Origin of the sequence: Acetanaerobacterium elongatum, assembly GCF_900103835.1 — a bacterium.
Classification (GTDB): Bacteria; Bacillota; Clostridia; order Oscillospirales; family Ruminococcaceae; genus Acetanaerobacterium; species Acetanaerobacterium elongatum.
Map to the genome: position 1 here is coordinate 52,368 of NZ_FNID01000012.1, position 24,059 is coordinate 76,426.

The window sequence follows — 24,059 nt, forward strand, 5'->3', positions numbered from 1 at the left end:
TTCTGGTAATGCCGCTGATTTCTTTTATTGTGCCCGTATATAAAGTGGAAGACTACCTTGACCAGTGCGTTCAGAGCTTGCTTATACAGAGCGGCAGCGACTATGAGATTATACTGGTGGACGACGGCTCCCCCGACCGCTGCCCCGAGATTTGCGAAAGCTACGCACGGGAGCATGAAAACGTTAAGGTGATTCATCAAAAAAACGGCGGGTTATCTGCAGCAAGAAACGCCGGTATCCGTATCGCTCAAGGCGATTACCTGCTGTTTGTAGACAGCGACGACTACATAGACTCCGGTTTTCTGCGTGCTGTTTCACAAAAAATTGCACAAAGGCCTGTTGACGTGGCCTTTCTTGATGCCCTGCAGATCTATTCCGATGGCGAGGTCACCCCTCTGGGGTACCCCTATGAACAACTGGATTTCAGCGGTGAAGAGGCTGCGGGTATCCTTGAGCAGTTATCCCGCTTTTCAAAGTACCCCAGCGGAGCGTGGAATAAGCTTTTCAGCCGAAAGCTTATTGTAGACAACCTGCTCTTTTTTTCTGAAGGCCTACTCTATGAGGATATTGATTTCACGATTGCAGTTTTTCAGTATGCGCGCAGCTTTGACTATTATCCTATCCCTTATTATTACTACCGTAAGAACCGCAACGGATCCATTACCAACACCATAGGGATTAAGCATGTGAACGACCTGTTTTTTATCATCAAGAAATGGTCGTCAGATGCCACCCCCCTCAGCAAACCCCAAAAAGCGGTGAATGCCATCATGGCGTATGAATACTGCGTGCTGCTTGGGTATCTGCACCGAAGCGGCAAGGCAATTCCGGAAAGCTTAAGAAACGAGATTTTCCATTACCGCTGGCTTTTAAGATATGGCCGCACCAGAAGAATTGCCGCAATCCGGTTGCTTTCCAGGTTCCCGGGCCTGCGCGCCGCAACATTCCTGCTGGGCGTTTACCTAAAGCTGAGAAAATTATAAACACATTTACTTAAAGAATACAGGCCGAGGTGATAACCCGTGGTAAGGGTGCTGCATATCGTATTTTCCATGAACAGAGGTGGTATTGAGACCATCCTGATGAATATTTTCCGTAATATCGACCGCTCGAAGCTGATGTTTGATTTTCTGGTGCATACCAAAGAGGATTGCGCTTACGATGAAGAAATCAGGGCATTAGGCGGAAGAATCTATTCCGTTCCCAGCCGCAGGGCAGGCCTTTTAAAAAACAGAAGAGCACTGGATGCCTTTTTTAAAGCACACCCTGAGTATAAAATTGTTCACCAGCATGTCAGCTCCATGAGCTATGTAGAGCCGCTGAAAGCAGCAAAGCGAGCAGGGGTTCCGGTGCGTATTATCCATGTCCACGGTACAAGCGAAGGGGCAAGCTGGCTGCATGTTCCGTTGCATTACCTAAATAGGCTCGGTGTCAAGCGGTTGGCGACCCATTACTTTGCCTGCTCCGATCTTGCCGCCCGCTGGCTGTATGGGGCTAGACAGTTTCGTGCCAAAGAATACTGTATCATCAACAACGGTACCCAACCCGAAAGTTTTGTGTTTAATCCCGAGACACGTGAGCGTATCCGTGAGGAGCTACACTTACAGAATAAATTTGTCATAGGGCTTGTTGGGCGGTTTCACTACCTGAAAAATCACATCTATTTATTAGATGCCTTTTCCAAATTACATGAGCGGGCTCCCGATGCCGTTCTGCTGCTGGTGGGTGATGGTGAGCTTCGGGAGGAGATTACGTCGCATATCCAAGCGTTAGGGCTGGAGGCTGCCGTTGTATTAACAGGCATGCGTCCTGATGTTCCCGAGGTTTTACAAGCAATCGATGTCTTTTGCATGCCGTCCTTTCACGAAGGGCTGCCGCTTTCGGTTATCGAGGCACAGGGCGCGGGTCTGCCCTGCCTTTTGTCAGATACTATCACGAAGCAGGTGGCGATTACCGATCTGGTTCAATATCTGTCCATCAAGCGCCCTCCCGAGGATTGGGCGGAAAAGCTGATGCAGATGAGAGGCATCCCCCGCCGGGATACCTGTTCCGAGCTTGTCGCGGCCGGGTTTGATCTGTCGGGGATTACGCAGGAGCTTCAGTCGCTTTACCTAGATCTGGGGCTTAAACAATAACGTCATCACTACTTAGTTGGCATCGCCGGAAAGCTGGTTTTATCAGGATGGTTCAAAAAATAACCTGCGTTATCAATAATATTGCCGAAACAGGCGGGGCGGAACGGGTAATGACCGTTTTGTGCAACGGCTTCGCCGAGCTGGGCATTGATGTAACCTTGATTGTTCAGCAGGATACGCGCAAGGCCTACCCCTTGGACGAACGGGTGCATCTTGTGGGTACGCCCGTATCGGTTAAAATCCCTGTTTTGCGGTCGCTTCTCCGGGGCTTCAAGCTGCGTAAACAGCTGAAAGCCCTTCAACCGGATATTATCGTTTCGTTTTTAACGTGGATGAACATTGTAACAATCGTACATTCCGCGGGGCTGAAAATACCCGTAATTGTATCAGAGCGCAACGATCCCGCTTCAGACGGCTTCTTTTATAAGCTCTTGCGAAGGCTTGTATATCCTTGCGCAAGCGGTTTTGTATTTCAGACCAAAGACGCTCAGGCCTATTTCTCTGAAAAAATTCAGCAACGAAGCGTTGTCATCTATAACCCGATTATGGCTGCTCTGCCCGCAGAGACCAAAGTCCGAAACCCGCATCGGGTGGTGGCGGTGGGCAGGCTTGAAGCACAGAAGAACTATCCGTTACTTTTTCGCGCGTTCAGTACCTTACCCGAGGCATATACGCTGGATGTCTACGGTAGCGGCAGCCTTCGGGAGGAATTCGTGGCGCTGTTATCCGAATTAAAGCTGGGAAACCGCGTCACCCTGCACGGAAGTGTGCCGGACGTGTTGGAGCAGATTAAGGACGCGGCAGTATATGTACTGCCTTCCAGCTATGAAGGGATGCCGAATGCCCTGATCGAGGCCATGGCCGTTGGCCTGCCCTGTATCGCAACCGATTGCCCCTGCGGGGGTGTACGCGCACTGGTTAAAGACCGCGAAAATGGTCTGCTGGTGCCGGTAAACGACGAAAAGGCTCTTTCCGCCGCGATGCTTGAGCTGCTGCAAGACACCGCACTTCAAGACCGGTTGTCACACAACGCAAAAGAGATTAAAACCACCCTCAGCGCAGATAAAATACGGTCCCAGTGGCTTGAATACATTCAACAGGTGATTAAAAAACATTAAAGGAAGCAATGATATGCCTAGGTACAGGGAATTTTTCTGTTTATTTTTAAAACCAAAGCAGTTATTTTTATGGCTGATGCCCCGTTATTTTAGATGGATGCCGGACAGGCTTTACCTCAAATTGGTTTTTAGGGTTGATATGGGTAAGCCCCTTCATCTAAACCCGCCCGTAACCTTTAACGAAAAGCTGCAATGGCTCAAGCTCTACAACCGCAACCCGGAGTACACTAAAATGGTTGATAAATACGAGGTGCGTAAGATTGTCGAGGAAAAAATCGGTGCACAGTATCTTATCCCCCTGCTGGGTGTGTGGAACAGCGCGGACGAGATTGATTTTGACAGCCTGCCGAGCCAGTTTGTGCTCAAATGCACGCACGACAGCGGCAGCGTTATTGTTTGCAAGGATAAGGCTTCACTGGATATCCCCGCCATAAGGGAAAAGTTAAAAAAATCACTTAGACGGAAGTATTATTATTTCGGGCGCGAATGGCCATATAAAAATGTCCCGCACAAAGTCGTTGCGGAACAATTTATATTAGATGGAAAGGGGCTAGCTACGCTTACCGACTATAAGTTCTATTGTTTTAACGGCGTTGTGGACAGCGTAATGCTATGCCTTGACCGCGATACGGGAGATACTAAATTCTATTTCTTTGACGAGAATTGGAATTTGCGAAGGTATAACCTGCGCGGGAAGGCCGCGCCAGAGGGATTTACGTTACCAAAACCAAAAGGTATGGATAGAATGTTTGAGATTGCAAGGATTCTATCTAAAGGAATACCATATGTTAGGGTAGATTTATATAACTGTGATGGGGACATTTTCTTTGGTGAACTTACCCTCTTCCCACAGAGTGGATTTGACCCGAATTACTTATTGGAAACGGACAAGTACTTTGGGCAATTAATTAAATTGGAGAATATGCCATGAAAACAATAGGCTTCCCAATCAGCCGTAAGGAAAATGAAAACCGACGGGCAATTTTCCCGGTACATATCGCGAATTTAAAGGCACCCGATTGTCTCTATTTTGAAAAGGGATATGGCGAAATACTGGGAATATCAGATGAGGAGTACAAAGCATGCGGTTGCCATGTTTGTGACAGGAATGAGTGCCTTACAAAGGATATCATTTGTGATCCCAAAATCGGTGACGCAGAATATCTGTCCTTATTATCTAAAGGGCAGACGATCTTCGGCTGGGTGCATGCCACACAGAACCCAGACATTACGAATAAGCTTATTAACAGCCAACTTACAGCTTATGCGTGGGAAAAAATGTACTATAAAGGAAGACATGTTTTTTGGCGGAACAACGAGCTAGCAGGCGAAGCAGCAGTAATGCATGCTTTCCAGTGTTTTGGCAGAATGCCGTATGAAACAAAGGCGGCGGTGCTTGGCAAGGGAAATACTGCACGAGGGGCTATGAAAGTCCTGAACATGCTTGGCGCTCAGGTTGTTCAGTATGATAGGCATATGGAAGATTTGCTTCGTGAAGAACTCAGACAATATGATGTCATCGTTAACTGTATCCTATGGGATGTCACAAGGCAAGACCATATTATTTACCGGGAAGACTTACGGCGTATGAAGAAAAACTCGATGATTATTGACGTTAGCTGCGACCGGAATGGTGGGATTGAAACCTGTATCCCGACGACGATTGAAAATCCTACTTATATAGTGGATGGGGTGCTGCATTATGCAGTGGACCATACGCCATCGCTATTTTATAAGACATTCAGCGAAAATAATTCAGCTATCATTTGGCCATATCTTGAACAGTTAATGTCCAATCATCAAAGTGAAATATTGACGAAGGCATTAATAGTACACAATGGTATCATTATAGATGAAGAAATTAATAAATATCAGAACAGACTATAGCTGTGATTAAGCAAAATATGAACTATTCACACTCAAAACACGGTAAAAGCTATTGTTCCTAGAGCGAAAAATCAGAAATATTGTACTGGAGTGTACATATGATTCTTTTCAGTGTTTTAATCCCCGTTTATAATGTTGAAAAATATCTGGTGGAATGTATTGAGTCCGTCCTGGCTCAAACCTACCCCAATTTTGAACTGATATTGGTGGACGACGGTTCCACCGACAATAGCGGCCGCATCTGCGATGAGTATGCAGAAAAGGACGGCAGAATAACCGTTATCCATCAGCCGAACGGGGGGCTTCTTATGGCCCGCCGCAGGGCGATTGCACAAGCCAAAGGGGATTATCTGCTGCACCTTGATTCGGATGATTATTGGGATTCAAACCTGCTTGAGATTATCAATAATACTATTAAAGCCTCTCGTTGCGATATGGTAATCTTCCGTCTCCGCTGGGTTTCCGATTTGGGTGCAGTTTTAAATGAGAGCCCCTCCTTGTATAAGGATCAAACAGTTTTCGTACCTGAAAACAAAGAGCTTTTATTCCAAACTGTTATAAAAGACGGTTTAAATAACCTTTGCAATAAAGTAATCAGCCGTGCTATTATCGACGATACCGATTATACGCCGTACAGGCACATTAAAAATGCCGAGGACTTGCTGCAGTCCCTGCCACTGCTTGCACACGCGCAGTGCATTGTATATCTCGACCGGGCGTTGTATAACTACAGGCAAAACCCCTCCAGTATAACCAACAACTTCAATAAGGATCTTTATAAGAATACTGCTGTGGTTCATGGGGTTACCGCGCGGTATTTAAAGGAACTGGGGTTTGATTCTGAGCAGAATCTGGTGATTTTTGAAACGAAATACTTAAAAAGTATCCTCTCTTATATCTATTCGCTGATGAATTCAACCCTTACGCACAAAGAAAAAAAGGCGATCCTCACCGAAATCCGCAGCTCTTGCAGCTATAACAACGCAATATCCTATGATAGAAAAGCCTTATCCGGTAGCGAACGGATGCGCCTGTTTCTTTTTCAAAAGAAGAGCTCTTTTCTGTTGTATCTGCTGTGCAGAGCAATTAATTTTAAGGTGAAAATTTTTAAGGGCTGCTGAGACTTTACTGCTCGCCCATACTGCTTCGCGAGAAAGGGACTGAATTTTATGCCTATACGATTCAGTGTTATTGTGCCTGTTTATAATACGGAAAAGTACCTCGAAAAGTGTATCGGCTCGGTACTGAAGCAAACCTGCCCGAATTTCGAGCTGATACTGATAGACGACGGCTCCACCGATACAAGCGGCCGTATCTGTGACGAATATGCCGCAAGCGACAGCCGCATACAGGCTTTTCATCAGCCTAACCAAGGGCAGGCCTTATCGCGCCGGAAGGGTATCTCCGCCGCAAAGGGCGACTACCTGCTGTTTTTGGATGCCGACGATTACTGGGATGCTGATTTGCTTGAAACCATCGAAAATGCTATTAACGCCTATCACTGCGATATGGTGATATTCAGATACCGAAAGGTTTCCGATAATGGTGATTTCCTTTCAGAAAGTGATAAGCTGTTTGAAGATCATACGATTTTCACCTGTGAGAACAGGGCTCCGCTATATAAGGCTTTGGTTCAAGGCGTATTAAACAATCTTTGGTCAAAATCAATCAGGCGAACAGTTATTGATTCTGACGATGTTACTCAGTACAGCGATATCAGAATCGGGGAAGACTTTCTGCAGGTTCTTCCCTGCGTTGCAAATTCAAAATCCATACTATACTTAGACCGCGTGCTTTACAATTATCGAGATAACCCTTCAAGCGTTTCCTATCAATATAATTATAAAGTCTTCAGCGACTATCTGTTTTTCAGAGGTGTTCTGCTGGAATATATGGCTCGCTGGGGCATCGACACCCCGGAATACCTCAGGATATTTTATAATCACTATATAAAGTATCTGCTCGATTTTCTGTTTTCCATAACCTCTTTAACCTATGCCGAAAGGAAAAAACGGATGGAGGAAATACAATCCTCCAACTTCTATCGGCAGGCTCTTATTTATTATAACCGCCAACAGTTTTCCTTTTCTCAAAATGTCCGTTTTTCTTTGTTTAAAAAGCGGCGATATCTGTTCCTTTGGTGCATTCAGCTTTTGATTTACGCTAAATTAAAACTGAAAAAATTGTTTACAAAAACAAGCCCGCCGAAGTATTGAATGTCGGCGGGCTTGTGTAAATAGAAGATTGCAATTTCACGCTAAAACAATGCATAATACAGCGGTCAAAACGCATTGTGAATGATTGGCAGTGAGATTAGTCGTTGGATCTTTTGCTGCCTCTTTATGCGTTGCTCTGTTTTCTTGTTATTTTGATTACAATGGAATGAATAATATTCCACAGGTATTTGAACTCGGGAGTTTTACCGAAAAACAGCAAGAATATTAAATTCGGCACCAACGCTACCGCAGCAATCAAAATAATAAAGTTTATAACCGTTACCTGTGTCAATAAAACACTTTTTATTGCATAGCATACGGCGCCTGAAATTATCACGACAACAGCGTATCTGGCTCCATCCCAAAAGTAGCTTGATGCATTCCTATTGAATAAATTACGATACACTATAACGGGTTTTATAATGGTACTCAGCAGCCCTTGAGTGATGGTTCCTATATATACTCCGGGCAAACCGATTAACTTTACCAAAATAATAGAGACAACCAGGTTCACTCCTGCCTGCAGAAGAGCTACAAACTTATCCTGATTGAAAATTCCGCCGGCACTCTTTATGGTAACAATGCAAGACCTGTGCCCCTCTAAATAGTAATTAATTAAAATAAGTAATATCGTATATTCGGGAATGAGCATATTTTTGCCTAACCATAATTCAATAAAAGGCGACAAAAGAATATAAAAAGCGATTGAACAAAAGCCATATATCCAAAACACAACAAAGCGGTAGACTTTGAAGACCTCATACTGCTTTTTAACGTCCTCGCAGGCAATCAGATTGCCAAGGCTGGAAACGGCAGATTTTAAGATGATGGTGGTAAGCCCACTTACTGAAGTGATAATTAAATTATAATTGGAAATCAGACCCACTGTTGTAACATTTATAAATGCCGAGATAATGATATTGTCTGTTTGAAAAACGCTGATCTCACCCAACTTGTGAAAGATCATTGCGGTTATATTGGTTTTAATGGGTGCAAACTCTTCCTTGGTCAACTTTTTAACTTTTTTATCACACAGATAAGGGTATTTCTTGTTTAAATATAAATTGACGAATACTTTTTGAAGGAGTAAAACTAAAGACTGCGTTAATAAATATATTAAGAAATTCTTGAAAATTAAAAGTACAATAATCTGAGTAGCGGTTATTGTTAATGTTGTAATCGTATTTACATTTGAGAAGATATATGCTTTCTGTTCGGCGTAAGCAAGGCTGAATTTGTAGCTGACCAAATAGCTGGTAACAGTATTGAACAAAAAGATGAGATAGTATAAATGTATATTCCCTATGTTTCCGGGATCTTTAACGATGTAAGGCAGAAGCGGAAGTATAGCAAAACCGATTACTGCCACAACCAGCGCAATAGTCCGATATGCTTTCTTATAAAACTGCATTAGTGACTTGATGGTTTCAATGTCATGGTTGGCTACCGGCTTATATAAACTGTAGTTCATGGCACTACCAATTCCAAGCTCCGCAAGTGACAGCACACCGAGTACGTTGGTAAACAGACCGTTGACACCCAGATAACTTACGTTAAGCACCTGTATAAAAATGGTTCTGGATATAAACCCCATAGCCAGGCTTGCAATACTTGAGATATACCCAAAGAAGATATTGGTAGCCGTAAATTTAACACGGGACATTTTCTCACAGCAGCTTTCTAGCATTTTTACATTATTTAATATTACCACACCATACTTTCTGGTGCAATACAGCACTAATTTTCGCTTTTTATCTTTCTTGTACTGACATGAATAAAAAAACATGCTAAAATAATGTGGAAGTATTAGTGATTTTGATTGAAAGGCTGACGAACATGAAACTATCAGTCGCAGGCACCGGCTATGTCGGCTTGGTTGCGGGTGTATGCTTTGCCGAAGTAGGGCACAGCGTCACCTGTGTAGATATTGATGAGAACAAAATAGACCTGATGAACTCCGGTATCTCCCCCATCTACGAGGAGGGGCTGGAGGAGCTCATGAAGAAAAACCTCGCCGCCGGGCGGCTGCATTTTACCACCGACTACAAATCCGCCTACCGCGACGCCGACGCCATCTTCATCGGGGTAGGTACCCCGGAGCAGCCGGACGGCTCGGCGAACCTCACCTACATAGCCACGGTGGCGCGGCAGATTGCCGAAACCCTTGAAAAAGACTGCCTGATCGTGGTAAAATCCACCGTTCCCGTGGGTACCAACGACAAGGTGGAGCGGTTTATTAAAGACTTTCTCGTAAACAACGTAAAGGTGGAGGTGGCCAGCAACCCCGAGTTCCTGGCGCAGGGCTCCGCAGTGCACGATACCTTCCATGCGGCGCGCATCATCATCGGTACCGAGTGTGAACATGCGAAAAAAATGCTGGAACAGATTTACGAGCCCTTTCATCTGCCCATCGTCTCGGTAAACCGCCGCAGCGCCGAGATGATCAAATACGCAAGCAACGACTTTCTGGCGCTGAAGATCTCGTATATGAACGACCTTGCCAACCTCTGCGAGCTGGTGGGCGCCGATATCGAGGATGTGGCGCAGGGTATGTCGTTTGACGCGCGCATCGGCGCAAAGTTCCTAAACGCGGGCGTCGGCTACGGCGGCAGCTGCTTCCCTAAGGATACCAAGGCGCTGAGCTACCTTGCAACCCAGCACGGCTACCATCTGCGCACCATCGAGGCGGCGGTGGATATTAATAAGGAGCAAAAGCTCAAGCTGTTTGAAAAGGCATCCAAGCGGCTGATTACCTTCAACGGGTTGAAGGTTGCGGTGCTGGGCCTAACCTTTAAGCCGGGTACCGACGACCTTCGCGAGGCCCCCTCGCTCGAGAACATCCCCAAGCTGCTTGCGCTGGGCGCGCAGGTGTTTGCCTACGACCCCGTGGGCACCCAGAACTGCAAGAAGCTGCTGCCCGATAAGGTAACCTATACCTCCTCACCCGAAGAGGCACTTACAGGCGCAAACGTCTGCTTCATCTTCACCGAGTGGGAGCAGATTAAGGCGCTGTCCCCCTCCGTGTATAAAACGCTGATGCGCACGCCGCTTGTATACGACGGGCGCAACATCTACCCGCTGCAGGCCATGAACGATGCGGGCGTAGAATACTATTCCATCGGCCGTGTGCTGAAATAATTGTTGGAGATATTAAAATGCAGGCTTTATCCTTAGAAAAACCCATCCTGATTACCGGCGCTGCGGGCTTTATCGGGTTCCACCTTGCCCAGGCCCTTTTACAATCCGGCAAGCGGGTAATAGGGTTCGATAACATCAACAGCTACTACGATGTAAAGCTGAAGGAGGCGCGACTAAAGCAGCTCGCCGAATTCTCACACTTTACCTTTATTAAGGGCGACCTTGCGGAAAAGGCTGATGTAGACGCGCTTTTTGCCCAATATCAGCCCGAAATCGCAGTGAATCTGGCGGCACAGGCAGGCGTGCGGTACAGCCTTGAGAACCCGTATGCCTATGTGCAATCCAACGTCACCGGATTTCTGAATGTTCTGGAGGCCTGCCGCAACCATCCGGTTGGGCACCTGCTCTATGCTTCCTCCAGCTCGGTATACGGGGCGAATACCAAGGTGCCCTTTTCAACCGACGACAAAACCGACAGTCCCATCAGCTTATACGCCGCGACGAAGAAATCCGATGAGCTGATGGCCTACACCTATAGCCACCTGTTTGGTATACCGTGTACCGGCCTGCGTTTTTTCACCGTTTACGGCCCCTTCGGGCGGCCGGACATGGCCTACTATTCCTTTGCGCAGAAGATCCTCGCTGGCAAGCCGATTACCGTCTACAATCACGGTGATATGTACCGCGACTTTACCTATATCGATGACATTATCGCCTGCGTTACGCGAATGCTTAACGCTCCGCCGACGGCGAGCGATACCCCTCCGCACAGGGTTTACAATATCGGCAACAGCCGGCCCGAAAAGCTTACCGATTTTATATCCGTGCTGGAAGACTGTCTTGGCAAAAAAGCTCTGCTGGAGTTTGCGCCCATGCAGCCCGGCGATGTTTATAAAACCTGCGCAGATACCTCCGCTCTGGAGCGCGATTTTGGCTTTAAGCCTGCTACCCCCATTACAGAGGGGTTGACACGTTTTGCATCGTGGTATAAGGAATTTTACAAGCTTGCTTAGTTTTATAAGGATTATAATTAAGCGGGTACTATCCCTTTTTGGATGGTACCCGCTTTAATGTGCGATAAATAGTTTGCTTTAGTATGTGGTGCTTTATGCATGTCCCAACCTATTCAGCGCCTATTATCTGAAAGAATCCTTTGACAAAGAGCCTTATAAAAGCTAATTTTACTTGTAAATCTGCACCCGAATAATGCCCTCGATGGCCGAGAGCTTCTTGGCGCTCTCTTCGTCGAAGCTGCCGGAGATATCCAGCAGGGTGTAGGCGTTGTCCTTCTTGGACTTGTTGATGAGGTTGTCGATGTTGATGCCGAGGTTGGCCATCGCGGAGGTGATGGAGGTGAGCATATTGGGGATATTCTTATGAATAACGCCAACCCTTACCGCGGTGGAGCGGGGCATCTCAACGTTGGGAAAGTTTACGGAATTGGTGATGTTGCCGTTTTCGAGGTAATCAATCAGCTCGTCGGCAGCCATGCGCGCACAGTTATCCTCCGATTCGGGGGTGGAGGCGCCGAGGTGCGGGATAGCCAGCACGCCGGGGTGACCGATCATGCAGGCGGAGGGGAAGTCGGTTACATAAACGCGAACCTGCTTCTCGCCGAGGGCGGCAAGCATATCGTCATCCACCACCAGATCGCCGCGCGAGAAGTTCATAATGCGAACGCCGTGCTTCATGCGGGCAATCGATGCGCTGTTTACCAGCCCCTTGGTTTCGGGGGTAAGCGGCACATGCAGGGTGATATAATCGCAGTTTTCGTAGATTTCATTCAGACTCTTGGCGTGGTGGATGGAGTGGGAAAGCCCCCATGCCGCCTCTACCGACAGGTAGGGGTCGTAGCCGTAAACCTCCATACCGAGCTTCTGTGCGGCGTTGGCTACCAAAATACCGATAGCGCCGAGGCCGATAACGCCGAGCTTCTTGCCCATGATCTCGGGGCCTACAAAGTCGCCCTTGCCCTTTTCCACCTGCTTGCTGATATCGCCGTCGCTCTCCTTAAGCGTCTGTACCCACTGCATGGCGGGGTAGATCTTACGGGAGGAAAGCAGCAGGGCGGCGATGACCAGCTCTTTTACCGCGTTTGCGTTGGCGCCGGGGGTGTTGAACACCACGATGCCCTTTTCGGTGCAGGCTTCCACAGGGATGTTGTTGGTGCCGGCGCCTGCGCGAGCAATTGCCTTAAGGCTTGCGGGAAGAACGGTATCGTGCATCGAGGCCGAGCGAACCAGTACCGCGTCGGGGTTTTCCACCGCGTCGGCACAGCGGTAGGAGCCGCTGTCAAAGCGATCAAGCCCAATGGGGGAGATTTTATTTAGTGTAAGGATATTGTACATGACAAAATCATTCCTTCCTTGTAGGGAACGGTCTTGACCGTTCCACAATAAAAAATTAAGGGACGGAAAGTTGATTGTAGTGGATGGTGCCCTCAACACCCCGTTTGTTTGTAGGGGAGACCTGTGGTTTCCCGCGGAAATATACCTGCAATCTGGGGTTAAACCGCGGGCGAACACAGTTCGCCCCTACAGGGTTCCGGTCGAGGTTTGTAGGGGCGGCCATTGGCCGTCCGTGGTATATTACGCGGTTGCGTTCAGGGCTGCGGACGCGCAATGCGCGCCCCTACTCAGTCGCCGTGAGAGCGGTTACAGGGAAACGGTATCCCCGTTTCTCTGTAGGGGCGATTATCAATCGCCCGTGGATTATTTGCGACCTGAGATTGAACCGCGGGCGCTTAGTATGCGCCCCTACGTCCCCACTGCGGATCTGATGAAAAACCGAGGGGCGTCGGGGACGCCGCCCCCTACAATAGAAATTATAGGAAATGGTTCACCCCGCGCACCCTAAAAAACTGTTTATTTATTCTCTTCCTCAAACTTCTTCATAAAGGCAACTAAGTCCTTCAGGCCCTGCTCAGGCATTGCGTTGTAGATGGAGGCTCTCATGCCGCCCACCGAACGGTGGCCCTTGAGGTTTACGAAGCCGGCGGCTTCAGACTGCTTGCAGAACTTCTTGTCAAGCTCCTCGTTGCCGGTTACGAACGGGATGTTCATGAGCGAGCGGTCTGCTTTTTCCACCGTGCCCTTGAACATGCTGCTGGAATCGAGGAAGCTATAAAGGATGCCCGCTTTGCGCTCGTTCAGCTCCTTCATCTTCTCAAGGCCGCCGATCTCGTCGCGCAGCCACTCCAGCACCAGCTTGCAGATGTAGATTGAGTAGCAGGGCGGGGTGTTGTACATCGAGCCGTTCTCGGCGTGAATCTTGTAATCCATCATGGTAGGAGTGATATCGCGCGCGTGGCCGATAAGGTCTTCGCGGATGATAACCACGGTGAGGCCGGCAGGGCCCATGTTCTTCTGGGCACCGGCGTAGATAAGGCCGAATTTAGAAACATCTATCGGCGCAGAGAGGATATCGGAGGACATATCCGCAACCAGCGGAACATTCCCGGTATCGGGCAGCTCGGTAAAGCGTGTGCCGTAGATGGTGTTGTTGTGGCAGATGTGGAAGTAGTCCGCATCCTTGGTGAAGGTATCGGGGTCAAGCTTGGGGATATAGGTAAAGGTTTTGTCGGCGCTGGAGGCTACCGCCTTGCAGCTGCCGTAACGGGAAGCCTCGGCATAAGCCTTTTTGGCCCACATGCCGCTGATTACAAAGTCGGCCTTGCCCGAACCGTTCATAAGGTTAAGCGGAATCATGGAGAATTGTGAGGATGCGCCGCCCTGCAAAAACAGTACCTTATAGTTGTCAGGGATAGAAAGCACTTCGCGAAGAACGCTTTCACAGCCGTTTATAATCTCTTCGTAAACCCGAGATCGATGTGACATCTCCATTACGGATTGGCCGCTGCCGTTATAATCAAGCATCTCTGATGCGGCTTTTGCTAAAACCGATTCAGGAAGCATGGACGGACCTGCTGAAAAGTTATAAACTCTCATCTTCATAAACCCCCTATTGGTTGAATTTGTTACGCATGACAATTAATTATCAAACGCAATAATAATATTTTATCACATTACATGGTAAAACTGCTAGTGCAAATTTTACAAAACACACTTTTCTCTTACTTTTGTTATAATGCACAAACGCTGCTGATAAATTCAAACAGACAGCGCAGATTTTTGTCACAATAAACAAAATTAATGACACTCTTTCCACGGTGGAAATACAACTGAATAAAACCGGCGGGCAGAGGGGGCTGCCCTTCTATTGCCGGAAGGTTAAAAGCATACCTGCTCAATTTCCATTACTGAGAGGACAGTATGCGCCATTATTGTTGATACAGCCTATTCAGAAAGTATAGCAAGGTGCATCCATTGCGGGATTTTGCGGGTATTGCCAATGAAGACCTCCGTTTCCCTGTAGGGGAGGCCATTGGCCTCCCGCGGTATATTTGCGGTTGCGTTTAGGGCAGTGGGCCTGATGAAATACCGCAGACATGCAATGCGCGCCCCTACGTCCTACCGCGAGGCGGTGGATTTCACGGGCGGGAGAACCCTGCCCCTACGCATCCGTCGCAGATTCAATTATAAACCGCGGGGCGTCGGGGATGCCGCCCCTATATGCTAACGCCCGCTGATTTCTCACCTAAAAAAGAACCCCGCCAAAAGGCGAGGCTCTGTAATTCATTCTATTAATTCTGTGAGGAGGATGTCAGTATTTTCGCGAGCTTGTCCATGTCCACATCCGCATCGGTATCATACTTCGATTTGCCAAGGAAGGCGCCCAGCCGATTTAATCGGATGACCGGCAGGCTGCTTGCCACATAGAGCTTAAGCTTCTTCTCGGAGTTCTGCACCACGTTAATCGAGTCGATACTCACCCGGTAGATGCCCTGTGCCGCGAAGGCCTGACGTATTGCGTCCACCTTCTCCTGCAGGTCTAGCGCAAGGTTCGGCAGCTGTTCCTTTTTACCGTCGCTGAATACATGCGTCCACTTCTTGTCGTCGGCGGTGCCGTAGAGCTCGCCGTTCAGGTGATGGGTATCCACCACAATCACGCCGAAGATGCCGATTAAAACGTGGCTAATCTCCTTTACGCCGCCGCGGTAGGGCAGGCGCACACCGGTAAGCACCTTGTACCGCCGCAGGCTGGAGTAGCTTTTGAGCTTGGAGGTTACCTGCCCTGCAAGGTATAACCCCTTCTTATTGAGTACCGCCGTGCGGATAACAAGCGCCGCGATGGCCAGAGCCACGACAGCGGCGATAATAATAACGTAAATCCACCATTCCATCTATGTAGTTCCATCCTTCCGTATTGAGGGTTAGGTTTTAATTTGCAGGCAACGGTCTTGTCCGTTCCGTGGCCTCATAAATCTGCGGGAGCATAATGCAAACCCCGACATCATCCTGCGGGATAGTTGTCTCTTAAATTCAAAAAACGGTCTGTCATCCAAAGCGGTAATGTTTTTTGATCTTCTTGGTAACGTTCCACACGCAGGTTAAGCCCTTGGGGAACACCACATAATCCCCTGCCGCGAAGGTTACGCTGCCGCCGTCAAAGGTTACGGTGGCCTCGCCCTCTAAAATCAGGCAGGTCTCCTGCGAGGAATAGCTCCAGTCGAAGCTCGAGGGCTCGCACGACCATACGGGGCAGGTCTTCATATCGGCAATCTGCTCGGGGGTAGGCTTGGTTACGCTGATATTCATGGCAATACACTCCTGTCTTTATGTTAGACGTTGTTATAAAATATTGTAGGGGCGGCGTTTGCCGCGCGTAAACAAAGTTTGTTTTTGCAGGGGAGGCCTGCGGCCTTTCGTGGCAATATCTGCGGTTGCGTTAGAACCGCGAGTCAACACAGTTCGCCCCTACGCCTCACCGCAGGGGCAGTAGAAATATGCAGGCGGAAAAACCCTGCCCCTACATTTCACCGTGGGTTTGATGATAGCCCGGGGCGTCGAGGACGCCGCCCCCTACATCCCGCCGCAGAATCCGGCGAAAATACGGGGGTACCCGTGCGGGGGCACCCCGCCGAACATTCCTCCCCCTCCCGCAAACATAAGGTTACAAATCTTCTGATTACCCGGTTGCGGGAGGGGGTTGGGGGTGGGTATAAGCGGGTGACTGCAAGCATACAGTAAACCGCAAAACACAACCTGCCGTTATGCTATTATCATATCACATTTAGGTTTAACTTTTCATCCTGTTATGGTATAATTTTTTACAGATTTTCAGGACTTTTTATAAGATAACTTACACGCATAAAGGATGTATTCTTTTTATGCCTTGTTTCTGCGAAAGGATAGGTTTAATTGATGGACGAGCAAAAGCTGGAGCGGCTGAAAAGGCGCGTGGGGCTGATTGACGAGCTGCGCGGGCTTTCGATTGTGCTGATGGTAGTATACCACACCTTTTTTGATCTTGTATATATCTTCGGGCTGAATATTCCCCTATTCAACAGCGGAATTTTAAACTTTCTGCAGCAGTTCTTCGCGGGGGTGTTCATTGTCATCTCGGGTGTTGCGTGCCGGTATGCCCGCAGTAACCTAAAGCGGGGCGCAATGTGCTTTGGCATTGGAATGCTGCTGACTGTCGGCACCCTGATTTTTATGCCGTCCGAGCTTATTCTGTTCGGCATTCTGCATTTTTTGGGTATTGCGATGATGCTCTACGGCCTGCTGCACAAGGTGCTGGATAAGCTAGCACCCCTGCCCGGCATGCTGGCTTCGGCGGCGCTGTTTGCGGCAACCTACCGTGTAATGAGCGGATACCTGCTGTGGTTTAGGCTGCCCGAGGCCATCTATAACATCAAGATATTGTTTCCCCTTGGTTTCCCCGCGCCGGACTTCTATTCCGCCGACTACTTCCCGCTTTTACCGTGGCTGTTTTTGTTCTTTGCGGGGGCGTACCTCGGTGTGTACTTTAAAGAGAATAAGATGCCCGCATTCTGCTACAAAACCCACCTGCGCCCCCTGGCCTTTGTGGGGCGGCATACGCTGCTTATTTATGTGCTGCACCAGCCTATCGTTTACGGGGTGTTGATGCTGATATTCTATCTGATACGGGGGTAAGTGCAAACCCAAAGGCCGGGGCGGCTTACATGAGCCAACCATTTCTGTACCGGCCTGTAGTATATGGAATACTCTACCTCGTCTTAGTTTCATAGGAATAAACAATTAAGGAGTTTTACAAATGAAACAAAGACGTAACAGCCTGCCCCTTCGCATTCTCTGTATTGTAATGGCAATCGGTATCCTTTCGCTTGCACTGTATGTTATTACAGCAAGGTTTGGTTATGAAAAAAAGGCGGCATTGATTAAGGCCAATGATGAGCAGATCTCTAAAACCAGCGCTTATGCGCAGTACATACCGCAGATTAAAGGTTTAATCCTGCAAGAGATGCAAAAGGCCGGGTTACCCGGCTACGCCATAGCCATTGTGCATGGAAACGAAACGGTTTACCAATCCGGCTTCGGTTATGCGGATATGGCATTAGAGCGCAAGGTGACGGCTAAAACCCTGTTTCAGCTGGCATCCAACAGCAAGGCCTTTACGGGCCTAGGGCTGCTGTGCCTGCAAAAGGATGGCCTTGTGAACCTTGACGCGCCGGTTACCGACTATCTGCCGTGGCTTACCATGACTTATCAAGGAAAACCGGCAGTTGTAAGGATTTCGGATTTTCTGCATCACACCAGCGGTATTTCCCCCAGTACCATCTCAAAGATTCCCGTGGACGATAAGCCGGGAGCGATAGAAAGAACGGTGCGGACGCTCATCGGTACCGAATTAGTGAGCGTGCCGGGGCAAAAATATCAGTATGCAACCATCAATTACGATGTGCTGGGGCTATTGATTGAAAAGCTCTCGGGGATGACCTATGAGGACTATCTTACCCGGAACGTTCTCTCCCCCATGGGGCTGACCGATACCCATATGGTTCGGGACTACAGCCCCGAACAATTGGCTACAGGGTATAAGCTGAGCTTTGGCACCCCCAGTGTATATGCGGCACCCAGCTACGACGGCAACAAACCGGCAGGGTATATGGTATCCAACGTAAACGATCTGGCGCGATGGGTCAAGATTCAGATGGGGTCTGAGCCGACATCGACGTTTGACAACGCGCTGATACAGGCATCGCATATTCCTAATACCAGTGTGCAGCCGATGAAGGAAGGCTACTATTACGCAGCCGGCTGGAGGGTTTCTGACAGTACGCCCACCGAGGTAGCTCACAGCGGGTCTAACCCCAACTATTCCTCTAATATTGCGTTCTTACCCGAACAGGAGCTGGGGGTTGTGGTACTGAGCAACAGCAACTCCTATAAAACCTCGATTCTTGCGATGAAGATTATGGACATTCTGGCGCAGCGCGCAGATACAGCACCGAAGATAGACGATCTGTATCAGACGATTGATTTTTACTGCACTATTGCAATTGCAGTTTTAGCCGTTCTATGCTGTATATTGCTTTACGGCCTATTCAGGAGGGTGCAGGATATTCGCACAAAAAAGAGAGCCTTTGGCGCAAGCCCGAAGGTGCTTGTGCGCGCGGGTGTTTTAACCGCTGCGCTGCTTGGAATTGCCGCCTTCATTCTTCTGAGCCCTCATATCGTGTTTAACGGAGCGGTATGGAGCTTTGTGTTTGTATGGTACCCGAATACGGTTGCAATTTCAGTTTACGGTGTATTTGCGGGGCTGATACTTGGCTATGCCTGTTTAATGATGAACCTGTTGTTTAAAGGCCATGAAACAATAACAGTTAAAACAATGAAAGCGTGAAAGGGAGAAGGCCATGCGCGTACTCATCGACGCCGACGCCTGCCCGGTGACCGATATCGCCCTCCGCCTTGCAAAAGTGCGGGGGCTTGAGACCATCCTGTTCTGCGACACCTCGCACGAGCTGCACAAGGAGGGTGCCAGAACCGTTGTGGTGGATAAAGGCGCCGATTCGGCGGATTATAAGCTTGTAGGCGAGCTGCAAAAGGGCGACGCGGTGGTGACACAGGATTACGGCCTGGCGGCGATGGCGCTGGCGCGCGGCGGCAAGCCCATAAGCCCCGGCGGGATGCGCTACACCGATGAGAATATCGGCAGCCTGCTGGAGAGCCGCGCTATGGTGAAAAAGCTGCTGCGGGCCGGCAAGCGCGTAAAGGGGCCCTCTAAGCGCACCGCCGAGCAGGACGAAACCTTTAAGCAGACGTTTGCGGCATTATTGGATGACGGGTAGGAAACAGTCTTGACCGTTCTGCAACCCGGCAAACAACCGCATCGGCGCATGCGCCCCCCTCAGATGTTAGAAGACCGATAGATGGTCGGCAACGGTTTTCTCCTGCTCTCTGCATGAGAAAGCGCTAAATTTACTGTTGAAAAAGCAGGCCTTCTTCTTTATAATAGAACATAATGCGGTTTTTTATCTGGGGCCTGTTTAAACTGCGTTTTTGTATTGCATAATCGTTTTTTAAACGTGTCTTGCCTGAAATGCGCCGGAAAATTGATTCAATGGACATCAAATTATAGCGGTAGAAACTAAAGGAGCAGTGAATACATTGGGTATTTTAAACGATTTTAGATTTTTAACAGAAGGTGTAGCATACTTCTTCACGCACGGTGACGGCTGGAAGATGATTGTAATGTGGCTGATTGGCGGCATTCTCATCTGGCTGGCAATTAAAAAGGATTACGAGCCGGCGCTGCTGCTGCCTATGGGCTTTGGCGCAATCCTTATCAATATCCCGTTTTCGGGGCTTATTAACCAAACCGTAACGGGTATTGGCGAGGTAAACGGTGTGCTCGACTGGCTGTTTAAAATCGGCATCGAGGCGTCTGAGGCTCTGCCGCTGCTGCTGTTTGTTGGTATCGGCGCGATGATCGACTTCGGCCCGCTGCTTTCCAACCCCAAGATGTTCTTCTTCGGCGCCGCGGCGCAGTTCGGCATCTTCTTTACCATTGTAATGGCAGTGCTCTGCGGCTTTGATTTAAAGGACGCAGCCTCCATCGGTATCATCGGTGCGGCAGACGGCCCCACCTCTATTCTCGTTTCCCAGGTATTAAAGAGTAATTTTATGGGCCCCATCGCGGTTGCGGCCTATTCCTATATGGCGTTGGTGCCGATTATTCAGCCCTTTGCCATCAAGCTGGTTACCACCAAGAAGGATCGTAAGATCAGAATGCCTTACAACCCCAAGAGCGTTTCTAAAACCACCAGAATCCTGTTCCCGATTATCGTTTCCATCGTTGCGGGCCTTGTTGCTCCCGCTTCGCTCTCGCTGGTTGGTATGCTGATGTTCGGTAACCTTATCCGCGAATGCGGCGCGCTGGATCGTCTTTCCGAAACCGCTCAGAAGGAGCTTGCAAACCTCATTACCCTGTTCCTCGGTATTACCATTGCCTCCAGCATGAAGGCCGAGAACTTTGTTTCGGTGCAGACACTGCTCATCATGGGCCTTGGCTTGGTTGCGTTTATAGTGGATTCCATCGGCGGTGTGCTGTTTGCGAAGTTCTTAAACCTCTTCTTAAAGAACAAGGTAAACCCGATGATCGGTGCTGCGGGTATCTCCGCCTTCCCGATGAGCGCGCGTGTAATTCAGAAGATGGCGCTCAAGGAGGACAACCAGAACCACCTGCTGATGCACGCGGTTGGTGCCAACGTATCCGGCCAGATCGGCTCGGTAATCGCGGGCGGTATCATCCTGAATATTGTGCCTGCGCTGATTAAATAATTAAATTCGTTTGTAAATAAATCTTTTCCGTCTGCTATGATATTAATAGCGACGGAGCGCGTTTAGGCATCAGCTTTAAACGTGTGAATAGAAAGGAACGTAATAGATGATGGGCTTACTGAATCTGTTTGCGGCAAGTTCTGCTACCGCCGCTGCGGGCTATTCTATAAATATGGCCGACCTTGCAAACTCCGGCAAGATCATGCTGCTGGGCATGGTTGGCATCTTTCTGGTTATCATTGTGATTTACCTGATTGTTCTGGCACTGGGCAAATTCTTCCCCGAAAAGAAGGACGACTAGGCAATTTTTTGTCACCGGCTGTAGGGGCGAACTTTGTTCGCCCGCGGTTTATCTCTATCTTGCGGTTATATCTCTGCGGGAGACCGCAGGTCTCCCCTACAATATAGTTTCGTGGCGCGAAATGAAAGGAATGGGCATAATGGGCGAGCAAAAAAAGATGGTGGAAGCCATCACCTCGATGGAGGAAGACTTTGCGAAATGGTATACGGATATTGTAAAGAAGGCCGAGCTGATTGATTACTCAAGCGTTCGCGGCTGCATGATTCTGCGGCCTTACGGCTACGCCATATGGGAGAACCTGCAGAAGATTTTAGACGCGAAGTTTAAGGAGACAGGGCACGAGAACGTATACCTGCCCATGTTTATTCCCGAAAGCCTTTTGCAGAAGGAGAAGGACCACGTTGAGGGCTTCGCGCCCGAGGTGGCGTGGGTAACCTATGGCGGCGGCGAGAAGCTTAACGAGCGGTGGTGCGTACGCCCAACCTCCGAGACGCTGTTCTGCGAGCACTACGCGCATATCATCAACTCTTACCGCGACCTGCCCAAGCTCTACAACCAGTGGTGCTCGGTGGTGCGGTGGGAGAAAACCACCCGTCCCTTCCTGCGCACACTGGAGTTTTTGTGGCAGGAGGGCCACACCATGCACGAAACCGAGGAGGAGGCCTGGGCTGAAACCGAGCGCATGCTGGGCGTTTACGCCGATGTATGCAAAGATTCACTGGCTATCCCCGTTGTAAAAGGGCGCAAAACCGAGAAGGAGAAGTTCGCGGGCGGTGTTGCCACCTACACCATCGAGGCGATGATGCACGACGGCAAGGCGCTGCAGAGCGGCACCTCTCACTACTTCGGGCAGGGCTTTGCGAAGGCGTTCGGTATACAGTTCACCGGGCGCGACAACACCCTGCAGTACCCGCACCAAACCTCTTGGGGCGTTACCACAAGGCTGATCGGCGCTATCATCATGACGCACGGCGACGATAACGGCCTGGTGCTGCCCCCCGCTATCGCCCCCATTCAGGTGGCGATTATACCGATTGCGCAGCATAAAGAGGGCGTGCTGGAGAAGGCGCGTGCTCTTGCCGACCGCTTAAAGCCCAACTTCCGCGTGAAGCTGGACGACAGCGACAACTCCCCCGGCTGGAAGTTTGCAGAGTATGAGATGAAGGGTGTTCCCCTTCGTTTAGAGATAGGCCCCAAGGATATTGAGCAAAACCAGTGTGTGCTGGTGCGCCGCGATACCCGCGAAAAGGTGATTGTACCGCTCAGCGAGCTGGAGACCAAGATACCAGAGATGCTGGCGGAGCTGCATAAGTCTATCTATGAGAAAGCCCTTAAAAACCGTGAAAACAGAACCTTTACCGCGCACAACATGGAGGAGCTGAAGAAGCTGGCCGACGAGAACAGCGGCTTCTTTAAAACCATGTGGTGCGGCGACGAGGCCTGCGAAAACCGGGTAAAGGAGGAGGTTGGCTTATCCTCGCGCTGTATGCCGTTTGAGCAGGAGCATCTGGGCGATACCTGCGTTTGCTGCGGCAGGAAGGCCGAGAAGATGATCTATTGGGGAAGAGCGTATTAATTTCGAGACTGATGAAATAATAGTGGGTATTACGATTAGCTTTCAGCCAATCGTAATACCCATTTTTGATATATCCTGCATAAATGCTCGAGTGAAGATGAGAGCTCCGTCTGCGTTCAGGTGGTCTGTATTGGCGTACAAATCCAGAGCGTTAAAACGAGTATCGCCGGTGTAATCGATATAATAAATCTTATCATAGAGTGTACGGATATTATCAATATCCTGATAAAATCGCGAATAAAAGCTATCTGAGAACTCACTGTAAAAACATTCTAGAGTAGGCATTGTGATTAAGACGATATTCATATTTTTCGCTTTGCACTTATCAATTATTTTAAGCAACGCTTCATATTGTATGCCTAATTCTTGAGAGCCTATCGATTTAATGAATTTCTGAGCTCTTGCTTTTCCTTCGTTTGTAAGGATATCAACGTTCTCGTCCGAGGCCTTTTTAATAAGCGGCTTACTGTTTGGGTTGTAAGTAAAGATATCATCCACCTGATTGAACCGAATAGTCAGAATGGGGAAATATCTGTATTTTAAAGCAGTTATGAAAGAATAGTTAGGAATATTGTGGCTATCTAGAAATTGATAGTAACGTGTGATTTGACTTCCGCCTTCCGCAATTGAGGGCTCAGCTATATATAACGTACTATAGGATATCTCAATTATAATAGTTGAACCTTCTTTAAACTTATCATAATAGTTGGTGAATATGGCGTTATCAAATACCAGGGTTTGGGCACCCATAGCAAGATTAGCGGCGCGGATATCGGGGCACACCGACCAATCGAACCCATCTAGGCTGTGCGAGTTACCAAAGTTGGCTATCTGTATATTATAAGGAATGTGATTGAACTTATAAACACCGTTGAAATTGGAGTAATAAGCGGAATTTATGTATAAATAATTTAATACTAATAGCAGAACCACAGGGATAATGGCACCGATAAATACCTTTTTAATGAACCTTACCATATCTATGACTATCCTTTCGAAAAAACCGGACATTTTAACT

Annotated in this window: 21 protein-coding genes; 15 read left to right on the plus strand and 6 right to left on the minus strand. The window is 48.6% G+C overall.

Annotated features, from left to right (window positions below; all coding sequences use genetic code 11):
• Positions 1–8 precede the first annotated feature (8 nt).
• From BLR50_RS05855 to BLR50_RS05885, 7 genes are all read left to right on the plus strand, one after another.
• Positions 9–983 (plus strand): glycosyltransferase family 2 protein, encoded by a 975-nt coding sequence (locus BLR50_RS05855; protein WP_092639513.1) that lies wholly within the window; start codon positions 9–11, stop codon positions 981–983.
• A 39-nt stretch (positions 984–1,022) separates the two neighbouring features.
• On the plus strand, positions 1,023–2,135 hold the full coding sequence (locus tag BLR50_RS05860; RefSeq protein WP_092639515.1) for a glycosyltransferase family 1 protein: 1,113 nt from the start codon (positions 1,023–1,025) through the stop codon (positions 2,133–2,135).
• A 47-nt stretch (positions 2,136–2,182) separates the two neighbouring features.
• Positions 2,183–3,253 carry a glycosyltransferase family 4 protein gene (locus BLR50_RS05865; protein ID WP_092639517.1) on the plus strand — a complete coding sequence of 357 codons (1,071 nt, stop codon included), beginning with the start codon at positions 2,183–2,185 and terminating at the stop codon, positions 3,251–3,253.
• A gap of 121 nt (positions 3,254–3,374) precedes the next feature.
• Positions 3,375–4,184, plus strand: a complete 810-nt coding sequence (locus tag BLR50_RS05870; protein ID WP_242871700.1) for an ATP-grasp fold amidoligase family protein — start codon at positions 3,375–3,377, stop codon at positions 4,182–4,184.
• A complete protein-coding gene (locus BLR50_RS05875; RefSeq protein ID WP_092639519.1) occupies positions 4,181–5,140 on the plus strand; it encodes a N(5)-(carboxyethyl)ornithine synthase in 960 nt (319 codons plus the stop codon). Before BLR50_RS05870 ends, BLR50_RS05875 begins: the two co-directional genes overlap by 4 nt.
• A 98-nt stretch (positions 5,141–5,238) precedes the next feature.
• The gene (locus tag BLR50_RS05880; RefSeq protein ID WP_205408673.1) at positions 5,239–6,261 is read left to right on the plus strand and encodes a glycosyltransferase family 2 protein; all 1,023 of its coding nucleotides are present in this window, start codon (positions 5,239–5,241) and stop codon (positions 6,259–6,261) included.
• 48 nt (positions 6,262–6,309) lie between these two features.
• The gene (locus BLR50_RS05885) at positions 6,310–7,356 is read left to right on the plus strand and encodes a glycosyltransferase family 2 protein (protein ID WP_092639521.1); all 1,047 of its coding nucleotides are present in this window, start codon (positions 6,310–6,312) and stop codon (positions 7,354–7,356) included.
• Positions 7,357–7,480: 124 nt separating this feature from the next.
• Here BLR50_RS05885 and BLR50_RS05890 read toward each other — a convergent pair whose 3' ends face one another.
• Positions 7,481–9,019 (minus strand): polysaccharide biosynthesis protein, encoded by a 1,539-nt coding sequence (locus BLR50_RS05890; RefSeq protein ID WP_092639574.1) that lies wholly within the window; start codon positions 9,017–9,019, stop codon positions 7,481–7,483.
• A gap of 173 nt (positions 9,020–9,192) precedes the next feature.
• Between BLR50_RS05890 and BLR50_RS05895 the strand changes: the two genes are divergently transcribed.
• Complete coding sequence (locus BLR50_RS05895; RefSeq protein WP_092639523.1) at positions 9,193–10,494, plus strand: UDP-glucose dehydrogenase family protein; 1,302 nt, start codon at positions 9,193–9,195, stop codon at positions 10,492–10,494.
• A gap of 17 nt (positions 10,495–10,511) precedes the next feature.
• Complete coding sequence (locus BLR50_RS05900) at positions 10,512–11,507, plus strand: NAD-dependent epimerase (protein ID WP_092639525.1); 996 nt, start codon at positions 10,512–10,514, stop codon at positions 11,505–11,507.
• Positions 11,508–11,675: 168 nt separating this feature from the next.
• Here the strand turns inward: BLR50_RS05900 and BLR50_RS05905 are convergent, their stop codons facing one another.
• From BLR50_RS05905 to BLR50_RS05920, 4 genes are all read right to left on the minus strand, one after another.
• Positions 11,676–12,842 (minus strand): phosphoglycerate dehydrogenase, encoded by a 1,167-nt coding sequence (locus tag BLR50_RS05905; protein WP_092639527.1) that lies wholly within the window; start codon positions 12,840–12,842, stop codon positions 11,676–11,678.
• A gap of 516 nt (positions 12,843–13,358) precedes the next feature.
• Positions 13,359–14,447, minus strand: coding sequence for a 3-phosphoserine/phosphohydroxythreonine transaminase (gene serC, locus BLR50_RS05910; protein WP_092639529.1), 1,089 nt, complete (start codon positions 14,445–14,447; stop codon positions 13,359–13,361).
• A gap of 689 nt (positions 14,448–15,136) precedes the next feature.
• Positions 15,137–15,736: a nuclease-related domain-containing protein gene (locus BLR50_RS05915; RefSeq protein WP_092639531.1), complete on the minus strand. Its 600-nt coding sequence runs from the start codon at positions 15,734–15,736 to the stop codon at positions 15,137–15,139.
• Positions 15,737–15,890: 154 nt separating this feature from the next.
• A complete protein-coding gene (locus tag BLR50_RS05920) occupies positions 15,891–16,151 on the minus strand; it encodes a cupin domain-containing protein (protein ID WP_092639533.1) in 261 nt (86 codons plus the stop codon).
• A gap of 606 nt (positions 16,152–16,757) precedes the next feature.
• On the opposite strand from BLR50_RS05920, the gene BLR50_RS05925 reads away from it, so the two are divergent.
• The 6 genes from BLR50_RS05925 (at position 16,758) to proS (ending at position 23,041) form a co-directional block, all read left to right on the plus strand.
• Entirely contained in the window at positions 16,758–17,513 is a 756-nt protein-coding gene (locus BLR50_RS05925) for a heparan-alpha-glucosaminide N-acetyltransferase (RefSeq protein WP_092639535.1), read from the plus strand.
• Between the two features lie 121 nt (positions 17,514–17,634).
• Positions 17,635–19,224, plus strand: coding sequence for a serine hydrolase domain-containing protein (locus tag BLR50_RS05930; protein ID WP_092639536.1), 1,590 nt, complete (start codon positions 17,635–17,637; stop codon positions 19,222–19,224).
• A 13-nt stretch (positions 19,225–19,237) separates the two neighbouring features.
• Positions 19,238–19,672 carry a YaiI/YqxD family protein gene (locus BLR50_RS05935; RefSeq protein WP_092639538.1) on the plus strand — a complete coding sequence of 145 codons (435 nt, stop codon included), beginning with the start codon at positions 19,238–19,240 and terminating at the stop codon, positions 19,670–19,672.
• A 394-nt stretch (positions 19,673–20,066) separates the two neighbouring features.
• Positions 20,067–21,164, plus strand: a complete 1,098-nt coding sequence (locus BLR50_RS05940) for a sodium ion-translocating decarboxylase subunit beta (RefSeq protein ID WP_092639577.1) — start codon at positions 20,067–20,069, stop codon at positions 21,162–21,164.
• 106 nt (positions 21,165–21,270) lie between these two features.
• Complete coding sequence (locus BLR50_RS05945) at positions 21,271–21,465, plus strand: OadG-related small transporter subunit (protein ID WP_092639540.1); 195 nt, start codon at positions 21,271–21,273, stop codon at positions 21,463–21,465.
• A gap of 139 nt (positions 21,466–21,604) precedes the next feature.
• The gene (gene proS / locus BLR50_RS05950; protein WP_092639542.1) at positions 21,605–23,041 is read left to right on the plus strand and encodes a proline--tRNA ligase; all 1,437 of its coding nucleotides are present in this window, start codon (positions 21,605–21,607) and stop codon (positions 23,039–23,041) included.
• 42 nt (positions 23,042–23,083) lie between these two features.
• Here the strand turns inward: proS and BLR50_RS05955 are convergent, their stop codons facing one another.
• Positions 23,084–24,019 (minus strand): hypothetical protein, encoded by a 936-nt coding sequence (locus BLR50_RS05955; protein ID WP_092639544.1) that lies wholly within the window; start codon positions 24,017–24,019, stop codon positions 23,084–23,086.
• Between the last annotated feature and the right edge of the window lie 40 nt (positions 24,020–24,059).